The organism is Pseudomonas sp. EA_15y_Pfl1_P101, from assembly GCF_963970835.1.
Lineage (GTDB): Bacteria > Pseudomonadota > Gammaproteobacteria > Pseudomonadales > Pseudomonadaceae > Aquipseudomonas > Aquipseudomonas tritici.
This window is the reverse complement of sequence record NZ_CAXAPA010000015.1, coordinates 34,976-61,960: the sequence shown is the minus strand read 5'-3', so window position 1 is coordinate 61,960 and position 26,985 is coordinate 34,976. Positions and strand designations below refer to the sequence as shown.

21 protein-coding genes and 2 riboswitches are annotated in these 26,985 nt (G+C 61.3%); of the genes, 6 read left to right on the top strand and 15 right to left on the bottom strand.

Annotation, left to right across the window (positions count from 1 at the left end; genetic code table 11):
• Positions 1–20: 20 nt before the first annotated feature.
• The 8 genes from AACY36_RS21955 to AACY36_RS21920 all read right to left on the bottom strand — a co-directional run bounded on the left by AACY36_RS21955 (position 21) and on the right by AACY36_RS21920 (position 8,371).
• A complete protein-coding gene (locus tag AACY36_RS21955; RefSeq protein ID WP_339436730.1) occupies positions 21–512 on the bottom strand; it encodes a GNAT family N-acetyltransferase in 492 nt (163 codons plus the stop codon).
• A 145-nt stretch (positions 513–657) separates the two neighbouring features.
• The gene (gene zapE, locus AACY36_RS21950) at positions 658–1,788 is read right to left on the bottom strand and encodes a cell division protein ZapE (protein WP_339418363.1); all 1,131 of its coding nucleotides are present in this window, start codon (positions 1,786–1,788) and stop codon (positions 658–660) included.
• Between the two features lie 81 nt (positions 1,789–1,869).
• Positions 1,870–4,527, bottom strand: coding sequence for an aminopeptidase N (gene pepN, locus AACY36_RS21945; RefSeq protein ID WP_339418362.1), 2,658 nt, complete (start codon positions 4,525–4,527; stop codon positions 1,870–1,872).
• Positions 4,528–4,541: 14 nt separating this feature from the next.
• Positions 4,542–5,372 carry a DUF2797 domain-containing protein gene (locus AACY36_RS21940; RefSeq protein ID WP_339418509.1) on the bottom strand — a complete coding sequence of 277 codons (831 nt, stop codon included), beginning with the start codon at positions 5,370–5,372 and terminating at the stop codon, positions 4,542–4,544.
• Complete coding sequence (locus AACY36_RS21935; RefSeq protein ID WP_339418360.1) at positions 5,369–5,629, bottom strand: YeaC family protein; 261 nt, start codon at positions 5,627–5,629, stop codon at positions 5,369–5,371. The genes AACY36_RS21940 and AACY36_RS21935 overlap by 4 nt, the downstream gene beginning before the upstream one ends.
• Positions 5,630–5,643: 14 nt before the next feature.
• Positions 5,644–6,513 (bottom strand): rhomboid family intramembrane serine protease, encoded by an 870-nt coding sequence (locus tag AACY36_RS21930; RefSeq protein WP_339438877.1) that lies wholly within the window; start codon positions 6,511–6,513, stop codon positions 5,644–5,646.
• Positions 6,510–7,481 (bottom strand): metallophosphoesterase, encoded by a 972-nt coding sequence (locus AACY36_RS21925; protein ID WP_339497560.1) that lies wholly within the window; start codon positions 7,479–7,481, stop codon positions 6,510–6,512. Before AACY36_RS21925 ends, AACY36_RS21930 begins: the two co-directional genes overlap by 4 nt.
• Complete coding sequence (locus AACY36_RS21920; protein ID WP_003217892.1) at positions 7,481–8,371, bottom strand: NAD(+) kinase; 891 nt, start codon at positions 8,369–8,371, stop codon at positions 7,481–7,483. The genes AACY36_RS21925 and AACY36_RS21920 overlap by 1 nt, the downstream gene beginning before the upstream one ends.
• Before the next feature lie 144 nt (positions 8,372–8,515).
• Here AACY36_RS21920 and AACY36_RS21915 point away from each other — a divergent pair, with 144 nt between their 5' ends.
• Positions 8,516–9,463, top strand: coding sequence for a DUF1853 family protein (locus AACY36_RS21915; protein WP_339497559.1), 948 nt, complete (start codon positions 8,516–8,518; stop codon positions 9,461–9,463).
• Between the two features lie 51 nt (positions 9,464–9,514).
• Here the strand turns inward: AACY36_RS21915 and AACY36_RS21910 are convergent, their stop codons facing one another.
• Genes AACY36_RS21910 through cobW form a run of 4 tightly spaced genes read right to left on the bottom strand, consistent with a single transcriptional unit; the run spans position 9,515 to position 15,995 of the window.
• Entirely contained in the window at positions 9,515–10,168 is a 654-nt protein-coding gene (locus tag AACY36_RS21910; RefSeq protein ID WP_339428046.1) for a vWA domain-containing protein, read from the bottom strand.
• 2 nt (positions 10,169–10,170) lie between these two features.
• Positions 10,171–11,169 carry an ATP-binding protein gene (locus AACY36_RS21905; RefSeq protein ID WP_339418353.1) on the bottom strand — a complete coding sequence of 333 codons (999 nt, stop codon included), beginning with the start codon at positions 11,167–11,169 and terminating at the stop codon, positions 10,171–10,173.
• Entirely contained in the window at positions 11,169–14,930 is a 3,762-nt protein-coding gene (gene cobN, locus AACY36_RS21900; protein WP_339418351.1) for a cobaltochelatase subunit CobN, read from the bottom strand. Before cobN ends, AACY36_RS21905 begins: the two co-directional genes overlap by 1 nt.
• A 3-nt stretch (positions 14,931–14,933) precedes the next feature.
• A complete protein-coding gene (gene cobW, locus AACY36_RS21895; protein ID WP_339418350.1) occupies positions 14,934–15,995 on the bottom strand; it encodes a cobalamin biosynthesis protein CobW in 1,062 nt (353 codons plus the stop codon).
• A 92-nt stretch (positions 15,996–16,087) separates the two neighbouring features.
• A riboswitch (cobalamin riboswitch) is annotated at positions 16,088–16,287 on the bottom strand.
• A gap of 165 nt (positions 16,288–16,452) precedes the next feature.
• Positions 16,453–16,657, top strand: a riboswitch (cobalamin riboswitch).
• A 95-nt stretch (positions 16,658–16,752) separates the two neighbouring features.
• Here cobW and AACY36_RS21890 point away from each other — a divergent pair.
• The 4 genes from AACY36_RS21890 (at position 16,753) to cobM (ending at position 18,863) form a co-directional block, all read left to right on the top strand.
• Positions 16,753–16,941 carry a CbtB domain-containing protein gene (locus AACY36_RS21890; RefSeq protein WP_012723860.1) on the top strand — a complete coding sequence of 63 codons (189 nt, stop codon included), beginning with the start codon at positions 16,753–16,755 and terminating at the stop codon, positions 16,939–16,941.
• Positions 16,942–16,952: 11 nt separating this feature from the next.
• Positions 16,953–17,657 carry a CbtA family protein gene (locus AACY36_RS21885; RefSeq protein ID WP_339418507.1) on the top strand — a complete coding sequence of 235 codons (705 nt, stop codon included), beginning with the start codon at positions 16,953–16,955 and terminating at the stop codon, positions 17,655–17,657.
• Positions 17,654–18,046, top strand: a complete 393-nt coding sequence (locus tag AACY36_RS21880; protein ID WP_339418348.1) for a cobalamin biosynthesis protein — start codon at positions 17,654–17,656, stop codon at positions 18,044–18,046. The genes AACY36_RS21885 and AACY36_RS21880 overlap by 4 nt, the downstream gene beginning before the upstream one ends.
• A 70-nt stretch (positions 18,047–18,116) precedes the next feature.
• Entirely contained in the window at positions 18,117–18,863 is a 747-nt protein-coding gene (gene cobM, locus AACY36_RS21875; RefSeq protein WP_339418346.1) for a precorrin-4 C(11)-methyltransferase, read from the top strand.
• A gap of 186 nt (positions 18,864–19,049) precedes the next feature.
• Here cobM and nfuA read toward each other — a convergent pair whose 3' ends face one another.
• From nfuA to AACY36_RS21860, 3 genes are all read right to left on the bottom strand, one after another.
• Positions 19,050–19,634, bottom strand: coding sequence for a Fe-S biogenesis protein NfuA (gene nfuA, locus AACY36_RS21870; protein ID WP_003190728.1), 585 nt, complete (start codon positions 19,632–19,634; stop codon positions 19,050–19,052).
• Between the two features lie 59 nt (positions 19,635–19,693).
• Positions 19,694–20,719: an acyltransferase family protein gene (locus tag AACY36_RS21865; RefSeq protein ID WP_339418344.1), complete on the bottom strand. Its 1,026-nt coding sequence runs from the start codon at positions 20,717–20,719 to the stop codon at positions 19,694–19,696.
• Positions 20,720–20,806: 87 nt separating this feature from the next.
• Complete coding sequence (locus AACY36_RS21860) at positions 20,807–23,098, bottom strand: fatty acid cis/trans isomerase (protein ID WP_339418342.1); 2,292 nt, start codon at positions 23,096–23,098, stop codon at positions 20,807–20,809.
• Positions 23,099–23,263: 165 nt separating this feature from the next.
• On the opposite strand from AACY36_RS21860, the gene metH reads away from it, so the two are divergent.
• Positions 23,264–26,974 (top strand): methionine synthase, encoded by a 3,711-nt coding sequence (gene metH, locus AACY36_RS21855; protein ID WP_339418340.1) that lies wholly within the window; start codon positions 23,264–23,266, stop codon positions 26,972–26,974.
• Positions 26,975–26,985 lie beyond the last annotated feature (11 nt).

Sequence of the window (26,985 nt, the reverse complement as noted above, 5' to 3'; positions counted from 1 at the left end):
GCCCGTCATAACACTATTTTTTACAGCGGCTTATTCCAAAACAACATGGCGCCATAAGCGGGATCAAATTTAGCGCCGTCAAACCCGAACTTGCGGTATGCGGCCTTCGCTACTTCATTGCCCTCAAGCACTTCCAAAGTAATCTTGCAGCAACCGCGTTGGCGGGCGATTTCCTCAACCTTCTGCAGCATTTTCTGACTCAAGCCCAAGCCACGGAACCGATCCATTACCGCCACGTCATGGACGTTGACCAATGGGCGACAGGCGAAGGTCGAGAAACCTTCAAAACAATTCACCAACCCCGCCGGCTCTCCATTCACAAACGCCAACACGCTGAACGCGTGCGCACGCTTGGCTAATTCGCTCGGCAGTTGCGCTAGCAAATCCGGGTCCAGGCTGTGCCCGCCCCCCATCGCGTCTTCGGCGTAATGGTTGAGCACCAGCGCGATGGCTTCGGCATGCACGGCGTTCGTGTAGCTGGCTTGCAGCACCAGGATGTCAGGGGTGTCCATTTCCTTCCTCGATAACGGCAACAAGGGATTCGGTTCCCTTTGAGAGGCCAATTGTAAACGTGGAATCACCACCTGCTGAAGGAGATTAACTACAAATATGCGTTTGAAAACGCGAAGGTTGTGCCGGTAAAAAAGCGCGAATCTTTCATTTCCTGATCTTTTCGCACACGCTTGAGCCATAACGCTGCAACTGCATTTCCTGCAAACGGCTCAGGGTGCGGCGGAAAGGAAACGCCAGGTAACCCTCGGTATAGAGACATTCGAGGGGCACCTGAGCCTCGATGAACAACGGCACCTTGCGGTCGTAGCATTCGTCCACCAATGCAATGAACCGACGCACGCTATCGTCGTGCACCGACAACTGCGGCAATTCGCGATCACCGGCCACCACACGCTGGGCGCCGTCTTCGGTGCCACGGGCTATGCGGCCCGGGCGCTGTTGCGCGCTGAGATTAGGGACTTCGCTCAACAGGATGGCATTGAAACGATCGCACATCAGCATGAAGTCCATCGCGGCCAGCGGCTGCTCACAGAGATCGGCATAACGGCACCAAAGCACTGTTTCACAGGACTGGACAGCCAGAATAGAACGATGCCCGACGGGAATCGGCCCGCTGCTCACTGCCTGGTCTTCGGCCAATTGCTTGAACACAGCTGCCAACGCATCGGGTTGATTCACCCAATAGCGCTGAAGGCCGGCGCCAGGGTGCAAGCGATGATCCTCAGCGCCATCCACCGCCACCACTTGCAAATGCTGCTCTATCGCCGCAATGCCGGGCAAAAACCGCTCACGGTTGAAGCCATCGGCATACAACTGGTCAGGCGGTTGGTTAGAGGTGCAGACCATTACCACGCCGTCCTCGAACATCACCTGAAACAGGCGACCGAGGATGATCGCGTCACCAATGTCATTGACGAACAGTTCATCGAAGCACAACACGCGCACTTCCTGGCTGAGCTCCCGGGCCAGCGCCTGCAAAGGGTCGTGGGTGCCCGTCAGTTGGAACAGACGCTGATGCACCCACCCCATGAAGTGGTGAAAATGCTGGCGCCGCGCGGGCACCCGCAGGCTTTGGTAGAACTGATCCATGAGCCAGGTCTTGCCACGGCCCACAGGCCCCCACAGGTACACGCCGGTGATCGGCGCGCGACCTTGATGCAAGGCTTCATGGCAGGCTTGTAACGCATCCACCGCGCGACGCTGGGCGTCGTCGGCAACGAAGCCCTGTTGAGCAATGGCGTATTGGTAGGCAGCGAGCGGTGAGTCAGAAGTCATGCCCGGCATTATGGCCTACGGAGAAAGCTACAGCCGTAAAAAAACGGCCCGACAGGCCGTTTTTTACTGCAGCGTAGTGACTCAGGCGAGGCTCTTGCTGACCACCTCGAACACATCGCTCGACAGTTCGCCGGACGCTCGAATGCGCTCCAGCTCCGCTTTCATCAGCGCCTGACGCGCGCTGTCGTATTTACGCCAACGGGTCAGTGGCGCCAATTGGCGCGAAGCGATCTGCGGGTTGAAGGCATTGAGCTCGATCACCAGGTCCGCCAGGAAGCGATAACCCGAGCCGTCCGCTGCGTGGAAGTTGATCAGGTTCTGCCCGGCAAAGGCGCCGATCAAGGCGCGCACCTTGTTCGGGTTCTTCAACGTGAACGCTGGGTGTTCCATCAACGCTTTGACCCGCGCCAGCCCGCCCGGCAAGGTGCTGCCGGCCTGAACGCTGAACCACTGGTCCATGACCAGCGGGTTGTCTTTGAAGTTGTCGGCAAACACGGCCAGCGCCTGCGCCTTCTCCACTTGGAACGGCGAATTCACTAACACTGCCAGTGCGGTCAGGCGCTCGGTCATGTTGTCGCTGCTGTCGAACTGTTCAAGCGTCGCGGCCAGGACTTCCGGCTTGCCGCTAAGCATCAGGTACGACAGCGCGATGTTCTGCAACGCACGACGGGCAAAATGCTCAGCGGCAGCAACATACGGCGTTTGCTTGGACAGCTCGCGATTGGCCTGGTAGCGCAGCCACAGTTCTTCATGCAGGTTGTCGGCCAGTTGCTTGCGCGCAAACTCACGGGCGGCGTGGATGGCATCCACATCCGCCACTTCGCTGATTTCGGCCAGGTAGGCTTCACCCGGCAACGATAGCATCTCCGCAACCATTGCCTGGTCCAGGCGTTCGTCGCTCAACACGCTGCGCAGCGCGGTGATCAACCGCTGATCCATCTTCAAGGCCTGGCCTTGTTGATGCTGACCAACCAGCGCCTGCAACACCTGCACCGACAGCTGCTGACCGGCATCCCAACGATTGAAGCCATCGCTGTCATGCTGCATCAGGAACATCAGTTGATCGCGGTTGTACGGGAAGCTCAGCTTCACCGGCGCCGAGAAACCGCGCAGCAGCGAAGGCAAAGGCTGCTCGGCGATATCAATGAAGGTGAAGGTCTGCTCGGCCTCGGTCACCGAGATCACACGCGACGTGCCGCCCGCAACCGCTTCGCCGGCCAGGCGCAAGGCGATACCCGCGCCCTTCGCGTCCAGCAAGCCCAATTCCACCGGGATCACGAACGGCAGTTTCTCTACCTTGTCCGGGGTTTCCGGGCAGCTCTGGCGGAAGGTCAGGCTGTAGGTTTTGGCCGCTGCGTCGTAGGACTCGCTCACCGCCAAACGTGGCGTGCCGGCCTGGCTGTACCAGCGTTTGAACTGAGTCAGGTCGGCGCCGTTGGCATCTTCCATGGCCTTGATGAAGTCGTCGCAGGTCACGGCCTGGCCGTCATGCCGTTCGAAGTACAGGTCGCTGCCTTTACGGAAGCCTTCAGCGCCGAGCAAGGTGTGGATCATACCGACCACTTCCGAGCCCTTTTCGTACACCGTTAGGGTGTAGAAGTTGGAGATTTCGATAAAGCTGTCCGGGCGCACGGCGTGAGCCATGGGGCCGGCGTCTTCGGCGAACTGGTGGGTACGCAGGTACGCCACATCCTGGATGCGCTTGACCGTGGCCGAGTTCATATCAGCCGAGAAGCCCGAATCACGGAACACCGTGAAACCCTCCTTCAGCGACAGCTGGAACCAGTCGCGGCAGGTCACGCGGTTGCCCGACCAGTTGTGGAAATATTCGTGGGCAACGATCGCTTCCACGCGCTGGTGGGCGGCGTCGGTGGCGGTTTCGGCGCGGGCCAGCACGGCGCTGGAGTTGAAGATATTCAGGCCTTTGTTTTCCATGGCGCCCATGTTGAAGTCGTTCACCGCGACAATCATGAAGATGTCGAGGTCGTACTCACGGCCGTAGGTTTCTTCGTCCCAGCGCATGGATTTTTTCAGGCTGGTCATGGCGTGCTGGCACTTGTCGATGTTTTCCGGCTCGACATAGATGCGCAGCGCCACAGTGCGGTCAGTCATGGTGGTGAAGGTGTCTTCAACACACCACAAATCACCCGCTACCAAGGCGAACAGGTAGGCAGGCTTCTTGAACGGGTCTTCCCAGGTCGCCCAGTGGCGGCCGTCTTCGCCGGGGCCGCTGGCGATCGGGTTGCCGTTGGACAGCAGGATCGGATAGCGGTGTTGCTCGGCGATCACCGTGGTGGTGAATGTGCTCATCACGTCCGGGCGGTCAAGGTAGTAAGTGATCTTGCGGAAGCCTTCGGCCTCGCACTGAGTGCAGAACATACTGCCGGACTTGTACAAGCCTTCCAGGGCGGTGTTGGTTTCCGGGTGGATTTTTACCGTGGTATCCAGGGTAAACGTCGCACTCTGCGGATGCACCGTCAGGTGGCTGTCGGTTAGCTGATATTCATCGGCTGTCAACGCCTGATCGGCGAGGTTCACGCTCAACAGCTCCAGCTGCTGGCCATCCAGCACCAGCGGCGGCAAACCTGCGCCGCGCTCCGGGTTGCGGCGCATCACCAGTTGCGCATGGACCAGACTGTGGTCCTCGAACAACTCGAAGGTCAGGTGCGTCTCGTCAATCAGGTAGTCCGGCGCCTGATAGTCCTTCAGGTAAATCATCTTCGGTTGTTCGGTGCGCATGGGTGGCATCCTTTTTACTGATGCACGGCGAGCTGATAGGCCGTGTACTTGCGAATGTTGATTACGCCGGTGTCGAAGATCAGGTATTGGCCCTTGATCCCCAGCAACGTGCCTTCGGCAATCGGGTTCTTGTCCAAGTTGAAGCTGACGATCTTGGTCGGATACTGCTCGACCGGGTAGCGGATTTCGATCGGTTCGATGTCGGCAATCGTTTGGATGGCCTGCAGCCCAAAGCGTTCCTGCAAACTCAGCAGGCCCTCGGCGCAGGAGGCGAACAGTTCATCACGCACGTGCTTGAGGTCGACAGGCTGCGCATCGCCTTTGAGCAGCGCGCGCCAGTTAGTCTTGTCGGCCACTTGGCTACGCAGCACGTCCTCGACGAAACCGGATTGCTGGCGGGTCGCCACGCGCATGATCGGCAGCGCCTGGCTCGCGCCCTGGTCCAGCCAGCGCGTCGGCAGTTGAGTGGCACGGGTGATGCCGACCTTGATCCCCGACGAATTCGCCAGGTAGACCACGTGGTCGGTCATGCAGAATTGCTCGCCCCAGCCTGGGTCGCGGCAGGTGCCGGCGTCGTAATGGCAACGCTCGGGGCTCATGATGCACAGGTCACACTGGGCCAGCTTGGTCATGCACGGGTAGCAATACCCCTGGCTGAAGCTGGTCTTGGTCTTGCGGCCGCAATGGCTGCAATGGATGGCACCGAGGTATTCCAGGCGAATGTGCGTGCCGATCAACGGATTAACCGGCACCTCGGCATCGCCAAGGCGAAACGCGTATTGAACGGTCGGCTCACCGAGTTGCGCCGACATCTTGCTGACTGCACCACGACCAATTTCAATCAATGGATCGCATCCGACTTGAACAGGATGTTCGGCACCGGCGCGGACTTGGACGCGCATTCCTGCGGCCCCATGTAGCCGGTGCGCTGGTCTTCCGGCAAGTTCTGGAGTTCCCAGGCGATCACGGCTTGCAGAGACAGCTCGCGCTGTTCAGGGGACAGTTTGCGCCCATCGGACCACTTGCCGATTTCCACGGCGAGCTTGAGGCTCTCGTAGATGTCCGGGGTGATGTTTTCAATCATTTCAGCAAAAGAGGACATGAGGCTCTTCCTTATCAAATAGACGATTTGCGGCGGCTGTACAACCCGCCCAGCAAGCCGGTCAAGCAACCGATAACCAGGCCGCCGACATGGGCAGCGTTGGCGATTTCGCCGAAGCCGATCATCGAGATCAGCCCCGACATACAGAGCACCAGCCAAATCAGCATCATCGCCAGCACCCCACGGGGCAGGCGATAAGCCGGGTTCGGCGACAGCAGTTGAAAAATCCAGCAATGCCCAAGCAGGCCATATAACACGCCGGACAAACCGCCAAACAGCCCGGGGCCGCCGTAGGCGTATTGAGCGTAGTTGGAGACCAGGCTGAACAAGAGCGTCAGCCCCAGCAGGTTGATACTGCCCTGGCGCGCTTCGATGCGCCGGCCCAGCTCCCAGTACCACATGCCATTCATGGCCAGGTGCAGGATGCCGAAGTGGATCAGCATCGGCGTAACCAACCGCCACCATTGGCCCGAGGCCAGTGTATCGGCCAGCGGCGTGAACTGGATGTACTCACCGAGAATGCGAAACGGCAGGAACGTCAGCCAGCTCATGGCCTGCAGGTTTTCGCCAAGCAAGGTCACCGCGCCAACGATGATGCTCGCCAGCAGCACCAACGCCGTCACAGGGCTATGCCGCAGTTGCTCGACAAAACCCGGGCGCTTGACCGGCGCTTGCTCAGGAATATCCAGTTGCTGGTCCGGATCACCCGCAGGAAAGCGCTGATACAGCACGCGCACATCGTCGCTGATGGTCTCGGGCACCCATAACACTTGCTCGCCCGATTCCTCGCTGATGCGATGGGGCACTTGCATGCGTTGCAGCAGCTTCACGAAGCCACCCAAGTCGACGCCCAGCGGCAGGCGCAATACAGCCACAGTACTCATGTGATGACCTCGGGCCGCTCAACGTCGACCCATACAAATTTACTCGGATCCAGGCGGGGTTCCTGATCCAGGCGGTACGCCACCAACTTGCCGTACAGCACCGCGCTGTAGTCCAGGCAGGCCAGGTTGTCGCGGATCGGCGCCGGTTTGCCGCTGCGCCAGTAATGGCCGACGAACAGCAAAGGCTCGTCGACGCCGTAGCGCAGCAGGGAATTCTTTTCAGTGGACGACAACGGCGTGCGCGCCACCGGCTCCGGCAGTGCGTCGGGCTGGAACACGATGTCGCCGTAGGTCTTGGGGTCGTCTTCCCAGAACTTGGTGCGGAAAAACGAGCGCGTCAGGCCGTCGCCACCGGTCAGCGTCAGGCCATCCGGCAGGCGCATGTCGGTGCCGCGCAGCAGGCGGTCAAACGCATTGCAGGCAAAACTGCCTGGGACGGCGGCGGCCTGCAGGAAGTGCTGGTCGATGCAGCCGTCCGGGAAGGTCGCGCGCAGTGGCTCGATAAACCCGTCATCCCAGCACGCGTGGACCACCCGGAAACGCCCGGCGTCGACAAACAGCGGCATGTCATAGAACCAGCCGAGGAAGTCGTGCCAGTCGGCCGGGTGGTGTTCGAACTGGGTCAGCGTCTCGTGGATCAACCGCGCGTGCCGTGGGTTGCGCTCACGCACGAACTGCTTGCCGCTGCCCGGCGGTGCTGGCGTGCTCCAGCCCAGTGCGTTGAATTCGTGGTTGCCCATGATGCACAGCGCCTGGCCAGCCTCGGCCATGTCGTGGACGATATGTAACGCCTCGCGGATACGAGGGCCACGGTCGATGATATCGCCGAGGAACACCGCCATACGCGAAGGATGACGCCAGGTGCCGCCCTGCTTGTGGTACCCCAGCCGCTCGAGCAAGTGCTCAAGGGTATGAGCGCAACCGTGCACGTCACCAATCAGGTCGTAGCTACGCGCGGGATCGAGCATCAGTCGCCTCCACCCCCCAAGCGGCTGCCCCAGCCCAACTTGGTGCGGCACACTTCGTAGTAGTTGTGGTCCAGCGGGTGGATCAACCGCAACTTCTGTGCCTTCTTGCTCACGGTGATGGTGTCACCGGGCGCGCAGGTGAAATGGTTCTGACCGTCACAGGACACCTGCGGGTAGATCTGCATGTCTTTGGACACCACGATTTTCAGCTCACTGTTGCCGTCGACCACGATGGGCCTGCTGGACAACATATGGGGATACATCGGCACGATCACAATGGCATCCAGCTTGGGATGCATGATCGGGCCACCCGCCGACAGCGCGTAGGCGGTGGAGCCGGTCGGCGTGGCGACGATCAGGCCGTCGGCCTTCTGGCTGCACACGAACTGGCCGTCTATATAGAGTTCGAACTCGATCATTCGCGTGGACTTGCCGGGGTGCAGCACCACGTCATTCAAGGCGTCGCCCTGGCCGATGGCTTCGCCGTGGCGGCGCACTTCGGCCTGCAGCAGGAAGCGGTTTTCCACCAGGTAATGGCCGTCGAGCACCTTGGCCACTTCGACTTCCAGCTCATCGGGGCGGATATCGGTGAGGAACCCCAGGCTACCCCGGTTGATCCCCAGTACCGGCACGTTATGCCGCGCCAGGGCCCGGGCGGCGCCGAGCAGGCTGCCGTCGCCGCCAACCACGATAACCATGTCGCAGACTTCGCCGAGCATCTTGCGCGACGAGGTTTGCAGGCCATGGCCTGGGAGGATTTCGGCGATGGTGTCTTCGAGGATCACGTGCAGGTGGCGTTCCAGCAGGAATTTTTTCAGCCGGCGGACGGTGTCCAACACCTGGGTACTGCCCAGGCGACCGATAATGCCGATATTGCGAAATTGCTCCATGGGGCTCCTGCGGGATTTGGGGTGGGGCAAAAAGAACGATTATGGGCGAAAGGCTGCCCCAGGCAAAATCCTTTGTCGCCATGAACCCTTGATGACAACGGTTCTCAGCCACCTGAGCCCCCGTTAAAAGGCTATGCTCGGACCATGACTGTGTTCCCGGATCTGCAGACCCTGCCCCGCCAGCTGCGCCACCCTGAAGTGCGCGACTTGGCGTGGGTGATGCTCGCCCCGCCAATGCTGGCGCAGACGCCGTGGCCGCAACGCCACCCGTTGGCCGGGAGTGATTGGGTGCAAGCGCCACACCTGCTCGAACAATGGCTACGTGCACTCGATCACGACAGCAGCCCCTTGCAACACTGGCTGAGCCTGGCCCGTACCCGTCGTCTTGGGCTTTATTACGAGCGGTTATGGCAGTTCGCCGTGCAGCATGCGCCGGGCGTGGAGTTGCTGGCCGCCAACCTGCCGATCCGCCGCGCCGGGCATACCCTCGGCGAGCTGGATATGTTGCTGCGCGACCGCGATGGCGTGCATCACTTGGAACTGGCGATCAAACTCTATCTGGGGCCGCAGGACGGCGACGGCCAGGACACGGCGCAGTGGCTGGGGCCGGGTTGTCATGATCGGCTGGACCGCAAGCTGGCGCATCTGGCCCAGCACCAATTGCCAATCTCGGCGCGGGCGGAGAGCCGCGAGGTGTTGGCGGCGCTGGATATCCAGCAGTTCGATGCGCATTTGTGGCTGGGCGGGTATTTGCTGTATCCCTGGCCCGGTGAAGCGCAGGCACCCGTGGGTGCCCACCCGCAGCATTTGCGTGGGCGCTGGTTGCATCAGCGCGACTGGCGGGCATTTGTCAGCGCCAGCGCCCCCGGCCGCTGGCAACCCCTGCCCCGGCATGCATGGCTGGCGCCGGCGCATTACCCAGCGGATGAGGTATGGAGTGAGGAGCAGATGCAGGGTTGGCTGGCGGACCTGGATCCGATGGCTCCAGCGCAGCTATTAGTACGGCTGGTTCAGGCGGGTCAGGATTGGGAAGAGGCTGAGCGGCTGTTTCTGGTGGCGGATCTTTGGCCGAATGTGCCGGGGGCGGGCTGATAACCTTGTGGTGTAGTTGAGGGCTTGCTCGCGAAGGCGGCGGCCCAGGCGCTAAACCTTATCGATATGCTGATAATCCAACTGCAACCCAGCCGCCAATTCCTCAGCCCGGCCCAACCTGATCGGCCCACGCTCGATGTCTATCAATAATCCCGAGCACTCCAGCAACGGCAGTCCTGCGACATCCTTAAGCCGCCCATCGGTGATCACCAACAAGCGCTGCTGCTCAGTCGGAAACCGCTTACGCCGCACCGCCAGCCAATTCCCAGCCTCAGTCAGCGCCGCGAACAACGGCGTGCCCCCGCCCGCCCCCAACAGGTCCAACCATCCGGCCAAACCCTTCGCAGCTTTCAGTCCCTGTACCTGCCATTTGGGCGATTGCCCGCTGACCGTCAACAAGGCCATCCGCGCGCGTTGGCGGTAGGCGTCATCAAACAACTGGGCCAGCAAACCTTTGGCATCGGTGAGCGCACGATGGCGCCGGGTTGACGCCGACGCATCGACAATCACCAGCCACAACTCATGGGCCGAGCGACTGCGCAGGTGAAACCGTAGATCCTCTCGCGATTGCGGCCGGCCATCGAGCAGAGTGCCCGGCCAATTGATCGAACCCTGTTTCGCACTCCGGACCTTACCGTGCCTGCCTCTATCGAGTCGTCCTGCCTTGGGCCGGGCATCCGCCCCCGCGTCAGGTCGAGGGCGAATGCCTAGGGCTTTTTTGGCCAGGTGGGTACATCCCGGCGTGCGCCCGTGGGCAGGGCCGGTGCGGGCATGTCACCCCATTGGCCTTGACCCGGCGACGTGTCGGAGGACGTTGGCGACTGCCCTTTACTCGGCGCATTGGACGGCGGCGATGGTGCCTGGCGGCGATGGCGCAGGGCAAACTCGGCGACGGCTTCGATGTCTTCCTCGGCGATCGCATCCGCCCCGCGCCATGCCGCGTGCGCCCTGGCGCCGCGCAGCCAAACCAGATCCGCACGCAAGCCATCGACACCGGCGGCAAAGCACCGCTCTGTGATCTGCGCCAGTGCCTGGTCATCCAGTGCGATGGTGTCGAGTCGCGCCCGCGCCTGGGTACAGCGCTCGCGCAGAGCGGCTTGGGGCTCTGCCCAATGCGCGCAGAACGCCGCCGGGTCGCTGTCAAAGTCCAGGCGACGACGGATGATTTGCCCACGCTCGACCGGCAGGGTCTGCCCACTCAAGGCCACGTTGAAACCGAAGCGGTCGAGCAGTTGCGGGCGTAACTCGCCCTCCTCCGGATTCATGGTGCCGATCAGTACAAAACGCGCCGAATGGCGATGGGAGATGCCGTCACGCTCGATCAGGTTGGTGCCGCTGGCCGCCACGTCGAGCAGCAGGTCCACCAGGTGATCGGCCAGCAAGTTGACTTCATCGACATACAGCACCCCGCCGTCAGCCTTGGCCAAGACGCCGGGGGAAAACTGCGCGCGGCCTTCGCCCAATGCGGCGTCCAGGTCCAGCGTCCCCACCAGCCGCTCTTCGGTAGCGCCCAAGGGCAAGGTGACGAATTGACCACTGGCCAGCAGGTCTGCCAGCCCCCGCGCCAAGGTGGACTTGGCCATGCCACGCGGGCCTTCGATCAGCACGCCGCCGATCTTCGGGTCGATGGCAGTCAGGCACAGGGCCAATTTCAAGTCGTCGGCGCCGACCACGGCGGACAGCGGAAAATGCGGAGTATCAGTCATCAGCTGTCTTCTTCTATATCCAGCAACAGGTTTTCCAACGCCTCTTTATAAGCCCCCGGCGCCTGCCACTGGCCACGTTGCTGCGCTTCCAGCATGCGTTCGGTCATGTCACGCAGGGCGTCGGGATTGTGCTCTTGCACAAAGGCCCGTGTGTCAGGGTCCAGCAGGTAAGCGTCGGCGAGCAAGGCGTATTGATGATCGTCGATCAGCGCGGTGGTGGCATCGAACGCGAACAGATTGTCCACGGTCGCGGCCATTTCAAACGCACCTTTATAGCCATGGCGCTTCACGCCGTCGATCCACTTGGGGTTGGCGGCGCGGGAACGGATCACCCGGTTCAGCTCTTCCTTCAGCGTTCGGATCTTCGGCAGGTCCGGCTGGCTGTGGTCACCGTGGTAACTGGCGGCCTTTTCGCCACTCAGTTCTTCCACGGCGGCGAGCATGCCGCCCTGGAATTGGTAGTAATCATTGGAGTCGAGCAGGTCGTGCTCGCGGTTGTCCTGGTTCTGCAACACCGCCTGCACCTGGCTCAAGCGCTGGGCGAATTGCTCGCGGGCGGCGGTGCCCTCATCGGAGCCGCCATAGGCGTAGCCGCCCCAGTTCAAATAGACCTCGGCCAAGTCTTCGCGGCTTTGCCACAGGCGACCATCGATCGCGCCTTGCACACCCGCACCATAGGCGCCGGGTTTCGCGCCGAAGATGCGCCAGCCGGCCTGTTTCGCTGCGGCCTCTGCGTCCAGGCCCGACTTGAACAACGCCTCACGTTCACTGCGCACTTTGGCCGCCAGCGGGTTCATGTCGTCTGGTTCGTCCAGCGCGGCCACCGCCTGCACCGCCGCGTCGAACAGGCGGATCAGGTTGGCAAAGGCGTCACGGAAAAAGCCGGACACGCGCAACGTCACGTCAACGCGCGGACGGTCCAACAGGCTGATCGGCAGGATTTCAAAGTCATCCACGCGCTGGCTGCCCGTCGCCCACACCGGCCTCACGCCCATCAGCGCCATGGCCTGGGCGATATCGTCGCCGCCAGTGCGCATGGTGGCGGTGCCCCACACCGACAGGCCGAGCTGGCGCAGGTGGTCGCCATGGTCTTGCAGGTGCCGCTCAAGAATCAGGTTGGCCGACTGGAAGCCAATGCGCCAGGCCGTGGTGGTCGGCAAGTTGCGCACGTCGACGGTGAAAAAATTGCGCCCGGTCGGCAGCACGTCCAAACGCCCGCGACTCGGTGCGCCACTGGGGCCGGCAGGCACGAAGCGGCCGCTCAAGGCGTCCAGCAACCCGCGCATTTCTGCCGGCCCACAGGCGTCCAGGCATGGCGCCACGACTCTGCGCAGGCTCTCGATCACCGCCTTCACCTCCTCCCAACCGGGCGCTTCCAATTGTTCAAGCGGCCCTTCCAACGCCTGTTCGATCAGCCGCGCTGCATACAACTCCAGGCGCTCACGGGTATCGCCGGCGGTGCGCCACAACTGCTCATCGATTTTCAGCAACACGTCGGGCCGGCGCCCGGTCCAGGGTTCGGCCAGGGCGCAGTCGAGTGGGTCGAAGCCCAGCTCGAAAGCCTTGGCCAACACTCGCAGCACACTCGATTGCGGACCTCGGCCGTCACCACGCGGGATGCGCAGTAAGGCGAGCAAGGTGTCGATACGCAAGCGGCCTTCAGGCGACTCGCCAAAGATGTGCAGGCCGTCGCGGATCTGCGATTCCTTTAAGTCGCACAGGTAGGTATCGAGGCGCGGCAGCCAGATGGCGGCGTCGGCGTCCTTGTCCAGCTCAAGCTCCTGGTCGATACGGGTTTCGCGCACCAGCGTGAGGATGTCTTTCTGCAATTCCAGGGCGCGGCGTGGGTCGAGCAGTTGCGCCTCGTAATACTCGTCGGCCAACAACTCCAGGTCACGCAACGGGCCATAGGTTTCGGCGCGGGTCAGCGGCGGCATCAAGTGATCGATGATCACCGCCTGGGTACGCCGTTTGGCTTGGGCGCCCTCACCTGGGTCGTTGACGATAAACGGATAGATATTCGGCAGCGGCCCCAGCAGCGCATCGGGCCAGCAGTTTTCCGAGAGGCCCACGCCCTTGCCCGGCAGCCATTCGAGGTTGCCGTGCTTACCCACGTGAATCACAGCGTGGGCGCCGTAGGTATGGCGCAGCCAAAAATAGAACGCCAGATAGCCATGGGGTGGCACCAGGTCCGGGTCGTGGTACACCGCGCTGGCGTCGACCTGATAACCCCGCGCCGGTTGGATACCGACGAAGGTCAGTCCCAGGCGCAGGCCGGCGATCATCATCCGGCCGTCGCGGCACATCGGATCGTTATGAGGCGTGCCCCAGCGTTCCATCACGGCTCGACGATTAGCCTCGGGCAAGCGACTGAACAGTGTCTCGTAGTCGTCCAGGCCCAGGCTTTGATGGCACGGACGCAGGTCGAGACTGTCCAGGTCGTTGGTGACACCGCCCAGCAGTTGATGAATCAGCGCAGTGCCGCTGTCGGGCAACGTGTCCGGCAGCGGATAGCCTTCGGCCTGCAGGGCACGCAGGATATTCAGCGCCGCTGCGGGCGTATCCAGGCCTACGCCGTTACCGATACGGCCATCGCGAGTTGGGTAGTTGGCGAGGATCAATGCGATACGCTTGTGCGCGTTCGGCACCCGTGCGAGTTCGACCCAGCGCCGCGCCAGCTCAGCCACGAAATCCATACGCTCGGGCGCTGCTCGATAGCACACCACATCCGACTGGCTGCGCTCGCTGCGCCAGGCCAGGTCCTTGAAGCTGATCGGCCGGCTGATGATGCGCCCGTCCAGCTCCGGCAACGCAATGTGCATCGCCAGATCGCGCGGGCCGAGGCCTTGCTCGCTGGCCTCCCAGCCGGGCTGATTGTCCTGGGCGCAGATCGCCTGGATCACCGGGATATTGCGGCGAAACGGCCGCAAATGCGGCGCTTCGGGGCTGGATTGGGCAAAACCGGTGGTGTTGAGGATCACCGCCGCGCCGACCTCATCCAGCAAGTCCTCGACCACCGTCAGGCAGCCGGGCTCTTTAAGACTGGCCACCGCCATCGGCAACGGGTTCAACCCCGCCGCCTGCAAGCGCTCGCAGAACACATCAATAAAGCCGGTATTGGCGGCCTGCAAATGCGAGCGGTAGAACAGCACCGCCGCCACCGGCCAATCAGCGTTCCAATCCGCCTGCCAATCATTCAGGCGGGCAGTGGCGTTGTGCGGGTGATAAATCGCCGTGCGCGGCAGGGTTTGCGGTTCGGCCCAGGCGTAGTCTTGGCCTAGGTAGGCACTGGCCAGGCAGCGGTAAAAATCCAGCGCGTTAGCCAGGCCGCCCTGGCGCAGAAAGTGCCACAGGCGGTCACGTTCCTGTGCGCCAACAGTGCTCAAGCCGCTGAGCTCAGGGTCCGGGCGATCACACCCCGGCACCAGGATCAGTTGCACGCCGCGTTCCGCCAACGCCACCAGACGCTCGATGCCGTAACGCCAATAACCAATGCCGCCATGCAGCGAAATCAGGATGACCTTGGCGTGGCGCAGCACCTCATCGACGTACAGGTCGACCGAGGCATGGTTCTGCACTTGCATCGGGTTGGCCAGGCGAAACGTCGGGTAATCATCCGGCAAGTGCTGGGCGGCTTCGGCCAGCAGTGCGAGGCTCGAATCACCGCTGCACAAGATCACCAGTTCAGCGGGGGTTTGGCCAAGGTCGGCAATATTGTCGTCTGAGACGAAACCACCGGGCTGGGTCCTGAGCAGGTGCATGGGTTAAACGCTGAGGGCGGCGCGCAGTTGCGCTTCAAGGCCCGCTGCGTCCAGCGCCTGGCCGATCAGCACCAGTCGCGTTATGCGGGCTTCGTCGGCGCCCCAGGCGCGGTCAAAGTGTTTGTCGAAACGCGTGCCCACGCCCTGGATCAGCAGGCGCATCGGCTTGTTCGGGATGGCAGCGAAGCCTTTGACGCGCAGGATGCCGTGTTGCACGACCAATTGGTTCAGCGCATCGAGCAGCAGCGCTTCGTCAGCCTGCGGCAGGTCGATGGAAATGGAGTCGAAGGCATCGTGGTCATGATCGTCCTCGCCCTCGTGATGGTGATCGTGATGGCTGTGACGGCCGTCGATGTGCTCTTCAGAGCCAGCGCTCAGGCCAATCAACACGTCCAACGGCACGCGACCGCTGCTGGCTTCGATGATCTTCACCGCTGGCGGCAGCTCTTCGGCGACTTCAAGGCGTACGCGGGCGAGGTCTTCAGGGCTGATCAGGTCGGATTTATTGAGGATAACGAGGTCGGCGCTGGCCAGTTGGTCAGCGAACAGTTCGTGCAGTGGCGATTCGTGGTCCAGGTTCGGATCGAGTTTGCGCTGGGCATCCACTTGATCCGGGAATGCCGCAAACGTGCCAGCGGCCACGGCCGGGCTGTCGACCACGGTAATCACCGCATCAACGGTGCAGGCGCTGCGGATCTCCGGCCACTGGAAGGCTTGTACCAACGGCTTTGGCAGGGCCAGCCCGGAGGTTTCGATAAGGATATGGTCAAGGTCACCGCGACGCGCGACCAGTTCGCGCATCACTGGGAAGAATTCTTCTTGCACGGTGCAGCACAGGCAGCCGTTCGCCAGTTCGTAAACACGGCCGCTGGCTTCTTCTTCGGTGCAACCGATGGAGCACTGCTTGAGGATTTCACCGTCGATGCCCAGCTCGCCGAATTCGTTGACGATCACGGCAATACGACGGCCCTGGGCGTTGTCGAGCATATGGCGCAGCAAGGTGGTTTTGCCCGAGCCGAGAAAGCCGGTAACGATGGTGACGGGGAGTTTGGCCAGTGTTTTCATCGGATGCCCTTTGGGGCGGGCATACGGGACGATAGGCCCTGCGACGGCGCGCAGCAGCGGTTTTCGTCACCGGATCACCCCGCCCGGTTGAATTGAAAATCGGTTGCGAGGCAGGTCTCCTGGCTTGGGGCTTGCGGGTCTTGCGACCGGCGCTGGCTGCGCCTTCCCGCCGTATCGGCAGTGGCGTGGCAGTCAGATAAACCCTTCACAGTTGCGGGGGCAGCCGCGGATTGGACCGCGTTCCCTTCTTAGCTTCGGCCTGGGCCGAAGAACCTCGAGGGTGCAAGGCTACGCAGTGCTTGGGGGATGGTCAATGATGGGGTTGGGTTGGCGTACATATCCGTTTCTGCGGTTACAGCTGCTATTGGTTCCGCCCTCACGCCGGAACCAATAGCAGCCATTACCCAAATAACGGATATGCCCTCCCCAATTGACTCCCCTCCCACCCCCATGCTCTCCTACACACCTTGTTTCGGGTGCCCTTCACAGGGTGAAACGGGAAACCGGTGAGCCATAACATATGGCAAGTCCGGTGCTGCCCCCGCAACGGTAAGCGAGTGAAGCGTCAGATCCACTGTGCCTCTAAGGCATGGGAAGGCGATGCTTAATTAGGCACAATGCCCCTCGCAAGCCCGGAGACCGGCCCGAAAATCAGATAACAAACCCGCGGTGGGCGGGCGCTGTTCAAAACCCTGCGAGCCTGGCTCGCGGGGTTTTCATGCGCTCGTTTCACCCTGATACCTGAAAGGGACGCGCCATGTCGATCATCAGCAGCACTTCGCACTCCGCCAGCAGCACCTCTACCTTGAGCCAACGCCTGACCGCCGCAATCGGCGCGTCGATCCTGGGCGCGTGCCTGGTGTATTTCGCCGGCTTCTCGCACATCGAGGCGGTGCACAACGCTGCCCACGATACCCGCCACAGCGCCGCGTTCCCGTGCCACTGAGACCTGCCGACATGATCAAGCGTATTGCGCAAACTGCCGGTTTCACCGGTCTTCTGGCTGCCCTGCTGCTGACCCTGCTGCAAAGCTTCTGGGTCGCTCCGTTAATTCTGCAGGCGGAAACCTTTGAAAAGGCCCCGGCAGCGACTGAAGTGATGCATGAGCACGCAGCCGGTGCTGCCGCGCATACCCATGACCTCGAAGCCTGGGAGCCGGAAGACGGCTGGCAGCGCGTGCTGTCTACCACCGGCGGTAATCTGGTGGTCGCTGTCGGTTTCGCGCTGATGCTCGCCGGTCTCTATACCTTGCGCGCACCCACCCGCACTGCCCAGGGGCTGCTCTGGGGGTTGGCCGGCTACGCAACCTTCGTGTTGGCGCCGACAATGGGCCTGCCGCCTGAGCTGCCGGGCACTGCTGCCGCTGATCTCGCACAACGGCAGATCTGGTGGGTAGGCACCGCCGCCTCCACCGCTGCGGGCATAGCGCTGATCGTGTTCGGCCGCAATTGGCTGCTCAAAGCGCTGGGCGTAGCGATTCTGGTCGTGCCACACGTGATCGGCGCGCCCCAGCCGCAAGTGCATTCGATGCTAGCCCCCGAAGCCTTGGAAGCGCAGTTCAAGATTGCTTCGCAGTTGACCAATGTCGCCTTCTGGCTAGCGCTGGGCCTGATCAGCACTTGGCTGTTCCGCCGCAATCGTGATGATCAATACCCAGCATGATTTTAGTGGTCGGCCTGGGGTGCCAGCGGGGTTGTGACGTTCACACCCTGCTGGCCCTGCTCGAGAGCGCCCTCGCCGAGGGCGGTATCGAGCCCCAACGGATCACCGCGCTGGCCAGTATCGACCGCAAGCGCGATGAACCTGGCCTTCGAGCCCTGGCCGATCTGTTGAACGTGCCGTTCCAGTGTTTCGACGCTGATCAGTTGGCGGGCTATGCAGAACAGCTGAGCCACAAATCCGCGATCGCGTTTGCCCATACAGGCTGCTACGGCATTGCCGAAAGCGCCGCCCTGGCCCTGGCTGAACACCTCGCCAACGCCCCTGCCCGGCTATTGATTACCCGCAAGCAAACCGCCCAGGCCACCTTCGCATTGGCTTGCGCCGGCTGAAAACCTGATAATCGCCCGCTCCGATCATGAGCGTTCTTCATGCTCGTGCGTTTTTCCATAGGATATTCCCATGACCGTCTACTTCATCGGCGCAGGCCCCGGCGACCCGGAATTGATCACCGTCAAAGGCCAGCGGCTGATCCGCAGTTGCCCGGTGATCATCTATGCCGGCTCGCTGGTGCCGACGGCAGTGCTCGAAGGCCACCAGGCAGAACAACTGGTCAACAGTGCCGAATTGCACCTTGAACAGATCATCGACCTGATCAAGACCGCCCACGCGAAAGGCCAGGACGTGGCACGCGTACATTCTGGCGACCCGAGCCTGTACGGGGCGATTGGCGAGCAGATCCGTCATTTGCGTGAGCTGGGCATCCCATTCCAGATCATTCCCGGCGTCACGGCAGTGGCGGCTTGCGCAGCGTTATTGGAAACCGAGCTGACCCTGCCGGACATCGCCCAGAGTGTGATCCTGACCCGTTATGCAGATAAAACCAGCATGCCGGATGGCGAGGACTTCGACAGCCTGGCGCGACATGGCACCACCATGGCGATCCATCTGGGGGTCAATCACTTGGAGAAAATCGTCGCTCAACTGCTGCCGCACTATGGCGCGGACTGCCCGATTGCCGTGGTGCACCGCGCGACGTGGCCGGATCAGGATTGGGTGGTGGGGGCGCTGAGCGATATTGCCGGGAAAGTGGCGGCGAAGGGATTTCGGCGAACGGCGTTGATTGTGGTGGGTCGGGTGTTGGGCAGTGAGGGTTTCAGTGAGTCTTCGCTGTATCGCGCAGGGCATGCGCACCTTTATCGATCTTAATAAACTGAATCAGCTTACAGATTCAAGGCACTGATTTAATTGAATAAATTATAATAAAACCGCTGGAGCGGGTTTGTTCCCACAGTTGATCTGCTTTCTTAGCTAAGTATCTCAAACCATTGAATTTAAACAATAAAAAACGGCGCTCACGGGGCGCCGTTTTTTTGTCCGCAGTGAACACCTTACTCAGTAGTAGGCGTTTTCTTTCTGCGTGTGGTCGGTCACGTCACGTACACCCTTGAGCTCTGGAATACGCTCCAGCAGGGTCCGCTCGATGCCTTCGCGCAGGGTCACGTCCGCCTGGCCGCAGCCTTGGCAGCCGCCGCCAAACTTGAGCACGGCAATGCCGTCATCCACCACGTCGATCAGGCTGACCTGACCGCCGTGGCTGGCCAGGCCCGGGTTGATCTCGGTTTGCAGGTAGTAGTTGATGCGCTCGTTCACCGGACTGTCGGCGTTGACGTTCGGCACCTTGGCATTCGGCGCCTTGATGGTCAGTTGGCCGCCCATGCGATCGGTGGCGTAGTCGACCACGGCGTCGTCGAGGAAGGCTTCGCTGAAGGCGTCGATGTACGCGGTGAAGCTTTTCAGCCCCAAGGCGGTGTCTTCAGGCTTCTCTTCCCCTGGCTTGCAGTAGGCAATGCAAGTCTCGGCGTATTGGGTGCCGGGTTGGGTGATAAAGACGCGAATACCGATACCTGGGGTGTTCTGCTTGGACAGCAGGTCAGCCAGGTAATCGTGGGCGGCGTCGGTAATGGTTATGGCAGTCATGGAAACTCCTCACAGGCTTGCCGGCAGTTTACGCCAAATCATTACAGAGGTACAAAGTCCTAGTATTTTTGTCGGGAAAGAGCTGCGGGATCATCAATGCCAAACCAACGCTTAAGCGTGCGATAGGTCGATTTTTCCAGCCATTGGTAGCTCGCAAAGGCGCAAAGCGCCGTTAATACGATGCAAACAGGCAGCATCGCATAGGGATCTATTCCCGTACGCTTGACCACCCACAGCCCAGCGCACAGAACCAGCACGTGGATCAGATACACCGAGTAAGAGCAGTCCCCCATCAGCTTCAACACGCGTGAGCCTTGGAAGTAAGGCTCCAGTGCCACGCAACTGATGACCAGGATCGCGCTGGGCACGCCCCATTCAAACGCACGGGGCAGATCCGCCCCGTGATAAAACGCCACTGATGCCGCCACAATCCCCAACAACGGCACCCACGCCCTGGCCCGACACAGGCCGCGGCGATACAGCATGCCGATGACCATGCCCATCAGAAACTCCAGGACAATATCATTGCTGTAAAAACCGTCGGCCAAGTCAAGGGCGGGAGCGATGAGGTAGCACACCAGGTACAACAGCACGGCCACCACCCATAACCGATAGTCCCCACGAACCCACAAGGCGACGGCGAACAGGCCATAGAACAGCATTTCGAAGTTCAGGGTCCAGCCGACATCCAGCAGCGGATAGACGCCGTAGCCTGCCGGGTGCTGGGCAGGGATAAAGAGCATCGACAGGAGCACATGGCCCAGCGCGAGTTGAACATCGGGAAACATCGACGGCACAGCCAGGGTCAGGAGGGCCAGCAGCAAGGTATAGAACCAGTACGCCGGAGCGATCCGTGCCACGCGCATGAGCATGAAGCACCAAGGTGTCAGGGCTTTGTCTGCGGTCGCAAGGAATATCACCAGGCCGCTGATGACAAAGAACACATCCACCCCTGCGCCGCCTTTTTCGACGAACAGATACTCCAGCGCGTTGTGCACCTCAAAGTTGAAAAACAGCTGCATGACATGGTGACCCACCACCAGCCATGCAGCCAAGGCGCGGAGAAATTGCACTGAAATCAACATTATCGGAGTACCTTTTCGAGCCCCGCGCACTGGATATCCGACTGCTTCAACTTCCGCCTGGAGAGATGACTGGATCAATGAGCGTCGTTATAGGTTCTCATAGCGGTTCATGTCCAATACCCCCTCTTCCACGGGCGCGACTTCGTGGAGGTACTGCGACAGATCGTGGAAGTACTGCCAGAACAACGGATGACTGCGCCGCACGCCCCAGCGGTCGACGATCTTTTCGAAACGATCGGCATCTTTGGCCCGCTCCATTTCAGCCACGAACTCGGGCACTTCCTGGGCGGGTATATTGAACATGAAGTTCGGGTAACTGCTTAGTACGCCGGGGTAAAGGGTCAAGGTGTCGAGTCGCGGCTGGTAGCGATAGGCTTCGCCCAGCAAAAACGCGACATTACTGTGGGCGCGGTTGCGCAGCAGGCTGTAGATCTCGCGCTTGCCGCTGGCAGTTTGAATGCGCAACATCGTGGCTTCGGGCAATTGATCGATCACCTTGAGCCCGGCGGCCGGGCGTGAGGTCAAGCGGCTCAACGCCTGCTCCGCATCCTGCAAGACCGGATCAATACCGCTGCGCGAGCAATACGCACTCACACAACGGTTAAATGGGTCCGGGCTGGCGTTCAAGCTGGCATAACGGGTCAACAATTGGTTGGCGAAATCGCGCTTCGGGTCGTTTTGGTTCAGGTGCAAACCCGTGGGTTTTTCATCATCAATGGCCTCATAGTCCAGCCAGAGCTTGATCTTGCCGCTGTTCTGGTACCAGTCGTCGAGGAAGTCTTCACGGGTATCGGCGGGCATCAGGCGCAGGAAGTTCTGCTCGGCGCCGTTACGGATCAGGTCGAAGTACAACCGGGTCTGGGCCTGGTGCGAGACATTGCCGAACACGTCGAAATTCACCGCCAATTGGTAGTACGTACGCTCCAGCAGCGGATAGTCGAACAACCACATCGTCTGCGGCACATCGCCGATCAGGCCTTTGGTCACCGAGGCGCTGTCGAAGTGGCGGAAAATGCTCAGCAAGGCATCGTCATTGCCCGCCCACAGGCTCGACCAGCTTGGCGGCGGCAGGTCAGCATAGCTGTCACGGCGCAGGGCCTCGTATTCATTGCGTTTATCGCGGTAGGCCCGCCACAGGCTGAGCACGCTGCCCACATCGTCATTCTGTCCCGGCATGGCCAGTAATGGCGTGGCCTGGCCGCGATAGCGCGCATCGGTGATGTAGAGGTCGTGGTCCGGGTCTTGGAACAGGGTCCAGAAGTTATCGCGGATCACATCCGTGGCAATCTGCCCGCGGCACACCGGCCCACGAATGAACGTGCGTACGAAGTATTCGGCGTTATCCAGCATGAACTGGTAACGCGCCTTGGCGGGGATGGCCTCGAAGGTTTCGAATGGATTGGCGCGACGGGCTGGGCCGTAGCCAGGCAAGGCGCTGACCTGCCAGTCGCCGGCGTAGAACAGCGCTTTGATGCGCGCCATTTTCGCAGCACTGAAGGGGTAAGTGATGTGGGTTTTATGCACGATCACGCCCTGCACTGGCCACAGGCGGTAATACACATGAGTACCAGGGTCATCGTTAGGGCGACGGGTAGTGATCAGATCAATCGGCTGCCCGCTCGGGGTGCGCGACCGCACCCACTGGAAGAAATGCCCCGGCTCGCCATTCTCGAAGTCAATATGCGCCAGGTACAAATGCTCAAATAACCAGCGTGCCACCAAGCTTTCGCGGGCGCCTGGCTTGTTGAACAGGTTCTCCCACTGCTGCACCTGCAAGGCTTCGCTGGCACTCGGCGCCAGGCTTTGTTCATCTATAGGCGCGCCGGACGCGAGCCAGCGTTGCAGCGCCTGGTACTGCTGCTCGGTCAGGCCGGTGACGGCGAGTGGCATGCCTTCCGTGGGGTGGGCGCCGGCGTAGGCGTTGAATTCGCCGGGTATTGCGCACATGTTCGCGCGGTTCAGGCCCAGGACGATGTCTTCAGGCAACTTGGCATTGGGTGCCAGTGCAGCGTTGTGCCCCAATTCGAGCATGCGCGCCATCAATGCAGCCTGGCTGCCCTGCGCGTCCAACACCGAGTAAAAGCCATTCTGTTGCCAGGCCGCCTTGCCAGAAGCATCTATAAACAGGCGGGTGGTCGGCGCCGCCTGGCTGCGCTCGCCATCATACACCGGCATTTTGCTCGCACCGCGCACCGCGCCTTCGGCACTGCCCAGGTTGAGCTGGCAGGCGGAGTCGTAGCAGGCATGGCAGGCCACGCATTTCTCGGTGAAGATCGGTTGAATGTCGCGGGTATACGAAATCGCCGGGGCGGATCCGTCGGCCTGAGCAGTGCAGGTAACCAGTGCCAGGACGGCGCTGGCGATGAGGCGAAATGACATGGATCCGGTCCCGATTCAATGCGTGCGGCGAAAAGTGCCGGTGATTCTACCGGGCCATGCCCCCAGCCAACATGAACGATATTCATGTAAAACCCGTACATGCTCCAAATCGGCACAGGTTTGCTATGATTCACGCCCTCCGAAATGCCTGACCAGAGTAGTCCCATGTCCGATCGTAGCGCTCGTCTGCAAGCCCTTCACCAAGCCCTCAAGGACCGCATCCTGATCCTCGACGGCGGTATGGGCACGATGATCCAGAGCTACAAGCTTGAAGAACAGGACTACCGTGGCAAACGCTTCGCCGACTGGCCAAGTGACGTCAAGGGAAACAACGACTTGCTGGTGCTCACCCGTCCGGACGTGATCGGCGGTATTGAAAAAGCCTACCTGGATGCCGGTGCCGACATCCTCGAAACCAACACCTTCAATGCCACCCGCGTTTCCATGGCCGATTACGGCATGGAAGAACTGGCCTACGAGCTCAACGTAGAAGGCGCACGCCTGGCGCGCAAGGTCGCTGACGCCAAGACCCTGGAGACACCGGCCAAGCCGCGTTTCGTTGCTGGCGTGCTCGGCCCGACCAGCCGTACCTGCTCGCTGTCGCCCGACGTGAACAACCCCGGCTACCGCAACGTGACCTTTGATGAACTGGTGGAAAACTACACCGAAGCCACCAAAGGCCTGATCGAAGGCGGCGCTGACCTGATCCTGATCGAAACCATCTTCGACACCCTCAACGCCAAGGCGGCGATCTTCGCCGTGCAGGGTGTGTTTGAAGAGCTGAATATCGAACTGCCGATCATGATCTCCGGCACCATCACCGACGCCTCCGGCCGCACGCTGTCGGGCCAGACCACTGAAGCGTTCTGGAACTCCGTCAGCCACGCCAAGCCGATTTCCGTGGGCCTAAACTGCGCCCTGGGCGCCAGCGAACTGCGCCCGTACCTGGAAGAGTTGTCGAACAAAGCCAGCACCCATGTGTCCGCGCACCCCAATGCTGGCCTGCCCAACGAATTCGGCGAGTACGATGAACTGCCATCGGAAACCGCCAAGGTTATCGAGGAGTTTGCCCAGAGCGGCTTCCTGAACATCGTCGGCGGCTGCTGCGGCACCACGCCGGGCCATATCGAAGCCATCGCCAAGGCTGTGGCCGGTTATGCGCCGCGCCAGATCCCGGACATCCCCAAGGCCTGCCGCCTGTCGGGCCTGGAGCCGTTCACGATTGATCGCAGCTCATTGTTCGTCAACGTCGGCGAGCGCACCAACATCACCGGCTCCGCGCGTTTCGCGCGCCTGATCCGTGAAGACAACTACACCGAAGCCCTGGAAGTCGCCTTGCAGCAGGTAGAAGCCGGCGCCCAGGTGATCGATATCAACATGGACGAGGGCATGCTCGATTCGAAGCTGGCCATGGTGACCTTCCTCAATCTGATTGCCGGCGAGCCGGACATCTCCCGCGTGCCGATCATGATCGACTCCTCCAAGTGGGAAGTGATCGAGGCCGGCCTGAAGTGCATCCAGGGCAAGGGCATCGTCAACTCCATCAGCATGAAGGAAGGCGTCGAGCAGTTCATTCACCACGCCAAGCTGTGCAAGCGCTATGGCGCCGCCGTGGTGGTGATGGCGTTTGACGAAGCCGGCCAGGCCGACACCGAAGCGCGCAAGAAAGAGATCTGCAAACGCTCCTACGACATCCTGGTGAATGAAGTCGGCTTCCCGCCGGAAGACATCATCTTCGACCCGAACATTTTCGCGGTCGCCACCGGTATCGAAGAGCACAACAACTACGCCGTCGACTTTATCAACGCCTGTGCCTATATCCGTGACGAGCTGCCGTATGCGCTGACCTCCGGCGGCGTGTCCAACGTGTCGTTCTCGTTTCGTGGCAACAACCCGGTGCGTGAGGCAATCCACTCGGTGTTCCTGCTGTACGCGATCCGCAACGGCCTGACCATGGGTATCGTCAACGCCGGCCAGTTGGAGATCTACGACCAGATCCCGGCCGAGCTGCGTGACGCCGTGGAAGACGTGGTGCTCAACCGCACCCCGGAAGGCACCGACGCCCTCCTCGCCATCGCCGACAAATACAAAGGCGACGGCAGCGTCAAGGAAGCCGAGACCGAAGAATGGCGCGGCTGGCCGGTCAACAAACGTCTGGAACATGCGCTGGTCAAGGGCATCACCACCCACATCGTCGACGACACCGAGGAATCCCGGCAGTCATTCGCACGCCCGATCGAAGTGATCGAAGGCCCGTTGATGTCCGGCATGAACATCGTTGGCGACCTGTTCGGCGCCGGCAAAATGTTCCTGCCCCAGGTGGTGAAGTCCGCCCGTGTGATGAAGCAGGCCGTGGCCCACTTGATTCCGTTCATCGAACTGGAAAAAGGCGACAAGCCGGAAGCCAAGGGCAAGATCCTGATGGCCACTGTGAAAGGCGACGTGCACGACATCGGCAAGAACATCGTCGGCGTGGTGCTGGGATGCAACGGCTATGACATCGTCGACCTCGGCGTGATGGTGCCGGCGGAGAAGATCCTGCAGGTGGCCAAGGAGCAGAAGTGCGACATCATCGGGCTGTCCGGCCTGATCACCCCGTCCCTGGACGAGATGGTGCATGTCGCCCGTGAGATGCAGCGCCAGGACTTCCACCTGCCCTTGATGATCGGTGGCGCCACCACGTCCAAGGCGCACACGGCGGTGAAAATCGAGCCCAAGTACAGCAACGATGCGGTGATCTACGTGACCGACGCCTCGCGCGCCGTGGGCGTGGCCACGCAACTGCTGTCCAAGGAACTCAAGGCCGGTTTCGTCGAGAAAACCCGCCTGGAATACATCGACGTGCGCGAACGCACCTCCAACCGTAGCGCCCGCACCGAACGCCTGAGCTACCCGGCCGCCATCGCGAAGAAGCCGCCGTTCGACTGGAGCAGCTACACGCCGGTGGTGCCGACCTTTACCGGCGCCAAGGTGCTGGACAATATCGACCTCAAGGTGCTGGCCGAGTACATCGACTGGACACCGTTCTTTATCTCCTGGGACCTGGCCGGCAAATTCCCACGCATCCTTACCGATGAAGTCGTGGGTGAAGCGGCCACCGCGCTGTACGCCGACGCCCAGGAAATGCTCGCCAAGCTGATCGACGAAAAACTCATCAGCGCCCGCGCGGTATTCGGTTTCTGGCCGACCAACCAGGTGCAGGACGATGACCTGGAAGTCTACGGCGACGACGGCCAACCGATCGCAAAGCTGCACCACCTGCGCCAGCAGATCATCAAGACTGACGGCAAGCCGAATTTCTCCCTGGCCGACTTCGTGGCACCCAAAGACAGCGGTGTAACCGACTACATCGGTGGTTTCATCACCACCGCCGGCATCGGTGCCGAAGAAGTCGCCAGGGCCTATCAGGACGCTGGCGACGACTACAACTCAATCATGGTCAAGGCCCTGGCCGACCGCCTGGCCGAAGCCTGCGCCGAGTGGCTGCACCAGCAAGTCCGTAAGGACTACTGGGGTTACGCCAGGGACGAGCAACTGGATAACGAAGCGCTGATCAAGGAGCAATACAGCGGCATCCGCCCTGCCCCGGGCTACCCGGCGTGCCCGGATCACACCGAAAAAGCCCAACTGTTCCAACTGCTCGATCCCGAGGCCCGCGAAATGCAGGCCGGGCGTAGTGGCGTGTTCCTCACCGAGCACTACGCAATGTTTCCGGCGGCGGCCGTCAGCGGCTGGTACTTCGCCCATCCGCAGGCGCAATACTTTGCTGTGGGCAAAGTCGACAAAGACCAGGTGGCGAGCTACACCGCCCGCAAAGGCCAGGACCTGGCCGTGACCGAGCGTTGGCTGGCGCCGAACCTGGGTTACGACAACTGATTGACCGCCCC